The following is a 5,276-nucleotide window of genomic DNA, read 5'->3' on the forward strand; positions in this document are numbered from 1 at the left end:
GCGCGTCGGAGCCGAAGTTGGGGCCGGTAGCCTCGATGGTGAGGCCGAACTCGGCGACGAGGTCGTCGTAGTAGGCGCCCCACTCGGTACCGGGGACGATGCCGGGCATCCAGATCCGGTGGCCGACCAGCTCGGCGAGGGTCACCGACCTGGCGCCCGCCAGCGCGTGGGCGGGGCCGGTGAGGAGCTGGAGCGGTTCGTCGATCACCCGGACGGACGCGATGTCCTCGGGAAGGGGCCGGCCGGGCGCGGCGACGGCGCGGAAGGACGCATCGACCGCGCCGGACCGGATGGCGGCGACGGCCGCCTCGATCTCGAACAGCATCACCACGTCGAGGTCGACCTCCGGGTGTGCGCGGTGGAATCCGCGCATCAGGCCCGACGCCGCGCCGCGCGAGTTGATGACGTCGACGCGCAGCGGGCGGCGGCCGGTGCGCACGGACGAGACCGCGCGCTCGGCGACGTTCAGCAGTTCGCGCGCGTGGGGCAGGAACGCCTGCCCGTCGATGGTGAGTTCGGCGCCGCGCGGGGTGCGGGTGAACAGCCGCACGCCGAGGTCGCGCTCCAGTGCGGCGACGCGCTTGGAGACGGCCTGCTGGGTGATCGACAGGTCGGTGGCGGCCTTCTGGAACTGGCCCGCTTCCACGATCGCGACGAAGGTGCGTACGGCTTCGAGATCCATGCCGACCCACCCTAGTGAACAACCCATGGTTGTGGATGCTCGGCGGGACGGTTGTTTGACCTGCTGCCCTGCCGCCCGCTTGGCTCTCTCCGGTCAACGTCGGTTTGTTCGAGGCATCGGGGGAGCACGGTGGGCAGGAGAGCGCTGGGCCGGAAGTTCGGCTGGCTGTGGGCGGCGTACGCGGTCAGCGCGTACGGGTCCGGGCTGGGGTTCGGGGCGTTGCCGCTGATCGCCGTGCTGGTGCTGCACGCCGGCCCCGCCGAGGTGTCCGCGCTGTCCGCGGTGGGGCCCGCGGTGGGCGCGCTGATCGCGGTGCCGCTCGCGCCGTGGGTGGAGTTCCGGCGCAAGCGCCCGGTCATGATCGCCATGGACCTGGCCCGCTTCGCGGCCATGGCGACGATCCCGCTCGCCTACGCCCTCGGCCGGCTCGGCTTCGTCCAACTGCTCCTGGTCTCGGCCGTGGTGGCCGCCGCCAGGATCGCGTTCGGCGCGGCCAGTGGCGCCTACCTCAAGGCCCTCGTCCGCCCCGACGACCTGCTCGTGGCCAACGCGCGGTTCGAGTCCACGAACTGGAGCTCCATCGCGATCGGGCCCCCGCTGGGCGGGGCGGCGATCGGCCTGTTCGGGCCGGTCACGACCGTGGTGGCCGACGCGCTCAGCTACCTGCTCTCCGCGCTCGGCATCACCGCGATCCGCGGCCGGGAGGAGGCGCCGCGGCCGACCGGCACGAGCCCGCTCCGGGCGGGCGCGCTGCTGGACGGCTGGCGGCACATCCTGGGCGATCCCGCTCTGCGCGCGCTCTACTTCAACAACATGCTCGTCTCCGGCCTGATCATGGCCACCGAGCCGGTCCTGGCCGTGCTCATGCTCCGCCGCCTGGAGTTCCCGCCGTGGCAGTACGGCCTCGCCTTCGCCGCCCCCTGCCTGGGCGGGCTCATCGGCTCACGGCTCGCCCCGCGGGTCGTTGCCCGCGACGGCCGACAGCGGGTCTTCCGGGTCGTCGGCACCCTGCGCGCCGTCTGGCTGATCGGCCTGGCCTTCGTCCGCCCCGGCGTCCTCGGTCTCGTCACGGTGATGGCCGTCGAGCTGGCGATCATCGTCAACATGAGCCTGTACACCCCGGTGCTCGCCACCTACCGGCTCGAACGCACACCCCACCACCTCGTCGCCCGCACCCTGACGGCCTGGTCGATCGGCCAGCAGGCGTCCATCGCCGTCCTCACCGCACTGGGCGGGCTGCTCGCCGCCGCCACCGGCCCCCGCACCGCCCTCGCGGTCGCGGGACTGCTCATCCTGGCCACCCCGCTGCTGCTTCCCCGCCGCGACCGGACGGCGCGGCCCGAAGCGGAACGCTCCCTCAGCCCCTCATGACGCATCACCGGCGCCCGTCGGTGGAAACAGCGTGCGCAGTGCCAGGGTGGCCACCCGGTGCAGCTGGTCGCGGGTGTGGCCGCTGGCGGCCTGGACGGCGATGCCGTCGGTGAGGGTGTGCACCAGTTGGGCGAGGACGCCCGGATCGCAGTCCGCGGGCAGGTCCGTCGCCTGCTCGAAGCGCCGGCGAAGCGCGGCCTCGCCGGCCATCCGCCGCGCGATCACCTCCTGGCGGATCGGGTCGGACTCCGGGCCGCAGGCGTGGACGCTGTTCACGCTCAGGCAGCCGCGGGGCGCGTCCGGGGCGGCGGTCAACTCGACGGCCCCGAGGACCAGTCGCTCGACGACGGCCCGTGCGGTGGGCGCCTCTAGCGCCTCGGCGGCGAAGGCTCCAGGGCTGGTGAAGTAGCGGTCGAGCACCTTGCGGAACAGCTGCTCCTTGTTGCCGAAGGCCGCGTACAGGCTGGGCCTGTTGATGCTCATGGCCGCGGTCAGATCCGACAGGGACGTCCCCTCGTAGCCCTGCCGCCAGAACACGTCGAGGGCCCGGTCGAGCGCGGCCTCCGGATCGAAGGCGCGTGGGCGACCGCCTGGCATGCCGTACCTCCTCAGGTTTTTTACCTATCGGTACGTTACCCCTTGAACTCCCGTCCTCACCCCTCTAGTTTCGTATCGACCGGTACAAAACCAGGGAGGGCACATGATCAGGGTCGGGATCGTCGGAGCCGGCGGCTGGGCCGAAGCGTCGCACCTGCCCGCACTCGCCGGACTCGCCGGGTTCGAGGTGACCGCGGTCGCGACGACCAACCAGGCCAGCGCCGACAGGGCGGCGGCCGCCCACGGCGTACCGCTCGCCTTCGCCGACGCCCGGACGCTCGCCGCGCACCCCGACGTGGACCTGGTCGTGGTGTCGGTCAAGGCGCCCGGGCACGCCAAGGCGATCAGGGCCGCGCTGGCCGAGGGCAAACACGTGCTCTCCGAGTGGCCGCTGGGCGTGGACGTCGCCGAGGCGGAGGACCTCGCCCGGGCCGCCGAGGCCGCCGGCGTCGCGCACGCCGTCAACCTCCAGGGCCACCACTCCCCGGACGCCCGGTACGTGGCCGAGCTGCTCGCCGCAGGAGCGATCGGCCGGCTCGAATCGGCCGCACTGGTCGCCGCGGGCGACCCGCTGGGCGGCGCCCGCATCGCGCCCGAACTGGCGTGGTCCACCGACCCCGCCGCCGGCACCTCGCTCCTGACCATCATGGCCGGCCACTTCCTGGCCACCCTGGACCGGATGGCGGGCAGGCTGGTCGAGGTCTCCGCGCGGCTGCCCCGCCCGCACGACCACGTCGAAGTCGCGGGAACCGGCCGGACGGTGCCCAACGGCGTCCCCGCGCAGGTGCTGCTCCACGGCATCCTGGACAGCGGCGCCACCGCGTCCGTCGCCGTGCACGGCGGCAGCGGGAGCCCGGACGGATTCCTCGTCAAGTTCACCGGCACCGACGGCACTTTGACGGTGAACCCCGCCCGGCCGGGCGCGTACATGCACTGGACCGACTGGGACATCCGGGTCGACGGCGAGCGGGTGACGGTGCCCGACGGCCACCGGACCGCCCCCTTCGACCCGGCCGCCGGACCGGTCGCCAACGTCGCGGCCGTCTACCAGGAGATCGCCCGATCGATCGCCGAAGGGCGCCCGCCCCACCCCGACTTCCACACCGCCGCGGCCCACCACCGGGTGCTCGCGGCCATCGAACGCTCCGCGGAGACCGGCACCCCGGAGAAGGTCCGCTGACCGGCACACCGTCACCGGCACGCACCTTTCTCGGTTGCACGGGCGAGGGCCGGGCGAGAAGGATGCGCTCCCATGGAAGAGTCGCGAACCGAGGGCCGGGGCCGCGCGTACGAGGACGTGTCGGCCGCGCTGGAGCGGGCCGCCGCCGTCGAGCACCTCAACGCGTTCATCACGCTCGACGCCGAGGGGGCACTGGCGGAGGCGGCCCGTCGGGACGCCCGGGGCGGCGAGGCGGCCTGGTGCCTGGTCGTCAAGGACAATATCCACGTCGCGGGCCTGCCCAACAGCGCAGGCACCCCCGCGCTCGCCGCCTTCGTCCCCGGTGCCGACGCGCCCGTCGTCGGGGCGCTGCGTTCCTCGGGAGCGATCGTCCTGGGGAAGACGAACATGCACGAGCTCTCCATGGGCGCCACCTCGTGCAACCGCACCTTCGGCGCCGTCGGCAACGCCACCGATCCGGCCCTGTTCGCGGGCGGCAGCAGCGGCGGCACGGCCGCCGCCGTGGCGGCGGGCGTCACCGAGGCCGGGCTCGGCACCGACACCGGTGGTTCCGTCACCGTTCCCGCCGCGCTCAACGGGATCTACGGCCTGCGCCCCAGCGCCGGGCGCTACCCGGCGGCAGGCGTTACGCCGCTGTCCGTCACCCGGGACACCCCGGGACTGATGGCGCGCACCCTGGACCGTCTCACGGCGCTGGACACCCTCGTCACCGGGGAGACCGGAGAGACCGGTGCCGCCCGGGGCCCGGAGCGCCCGCTGCGGCTGGGCCTGCCGAGGCACGTGTTCACCGAGGACCTGGAGAGCCCGGTCCGAACCGCCTGGGAGGAGGCCCTCGGCCGCCTCACCGGGGCGTGGACGGAGTGGGTCCCGGTGGACACGGCGCACCTGGTCGAGTACGACTCCCGGATCGGATTCCCGATCCTCTTCGGCGAGTTCGCCACCGGCCTCGGCCGCTACCTCGACGAGCACCACACCGGGCTCACCCCCGCCGAAGTCCTCGACCGGGCCGGCGACCCGGTCATCGCGGAGCTGCTCAAGGCCACCGCGCTGCCCACCGGCCCGGGGTACCCGGGGCCCGCCGCCCTGCGCGGGGCACTCGCGGAGCGCCAGGCGATGCGGGCCGCCTACGACGACCTGTTCGCCGCGAACGGCCTGGACGCGATCCTGAGCCCGACCGTCCCGCTGTGCGCCCGGCCGCTGCACCGGCACGAGGAGTTCCTCCCCCTCAACGGCCGGGACGTACCCACGCTCCCCACCCTGATCCGCAACACCTCCCCGGCGGCCACCGCGGGCCTGCCGTCGCTGACGATCCCCCTCCCGGTCACCGGGTCCGCTCCCGTCGGCGTCCAGCTCGTCGGACGGCGGACGGCCGACCGGGACCTGCTGTCGGTGGCCGCGCGGATCGACGCGCTGCTGCGCCCCGAAGGAGCGGGTCGGGCCGTATTT

5 protein-coding genes are annotated in these 5,276 nt (G+C 73.9%); 3 read left to right on the forward strand and 2 right to left on the reverse strand.

The window, feature by feature from the left end; genetic code table 11:
- The coding region (locus J0670_RS29210; protein ID WP_207814697.1) for a LysR family transcriptional regulator at positions 1-682 on the reverse strand (682 nt) is incomplete at its 3' end.
- Between the two features lie 129 nt (positions 683-811).
- Between J0670_RS29210 and J0670_RS29215 the strand changes: the two genes are divergently transcribed.
- Positions 812-2,053: an MFS transporter gene (locus J0670_RS29215; protein WP_207814698.1), complete on the forward strand. Its 1,242-nt coding sequence runs from the start codon at positions 812-814 to the stop codon at positions 2,051-2,053.
- Here the strand turns inward: J0670_RS29215 and J0670_RS29220 are convergent.
- Positions 2,048-2,650, reverse strand: a complete 603-nt coding sequence (locus tag J0670_RS29220) for a TetR/AcrR family transcriptional regulator (RefSeq protein ID WP_207814699.1) — start codon at positions 2,648-2,650, stop codon at positions 2,048-2,050. The genes J0670_RS29215 and J0670_RS29220 overlap by 6 nt on opposite strands.
- Positions 2,651-2,753: 103 nt before the next feature.
- On the opposite strand from J0670_RS29220, the gene J0670_RS29225 reads away from it, so the two are divergent.
- Positions 2,754-3,830, forward strand: a complete 1,077-nt coding sequence (locus tag J0670_RS29225) for a Gfo/Idh/MocA family protein (protein WP_207814700.1) — start codon at positions 2,754-2,756, stop codon at positions 3,828-3,830.
- A 72-nt stretch (positions 3,831-3,902) separates the two neighbouring features.
- Positions 3,903-5,276, forward strand: a 1,374-nt coding sequence (locus tag J0670_RS29230) for an amidase family protein (RefSeq protein ID WP_207814701.1), incomplete at its 3' end; no start/stop codon positions are given.

The sequence above is a fragment of the Streptomyces sp. FH025 genome, assembly GCF_017427025.1.
Classification (GTDB): domain Bacteria; phylum Actinomycetota; class Actinomycetes; order Streptomycetales; family Streptomycetaceae; genus Kitasatospora.

What these genes read in the sequence shown, in the direction of transcription:
- J0670_RS29220 (WP_207814699.1), bottom strand. Translation starts at nt 2,650, where the DNA reads ATGCCAGGCGGTCGCCCACGCGCCTTCGATCCGGAGGCCGCGCTCGAC.
- J0670_RS29225 (WP_207814700.1), top strand. Translation starts at nt 2,754, where the DNA reads ATGATCAGGGTCGGGATCGTCGGAGCCGGCGGCTGGGCCGAAGCGTCG.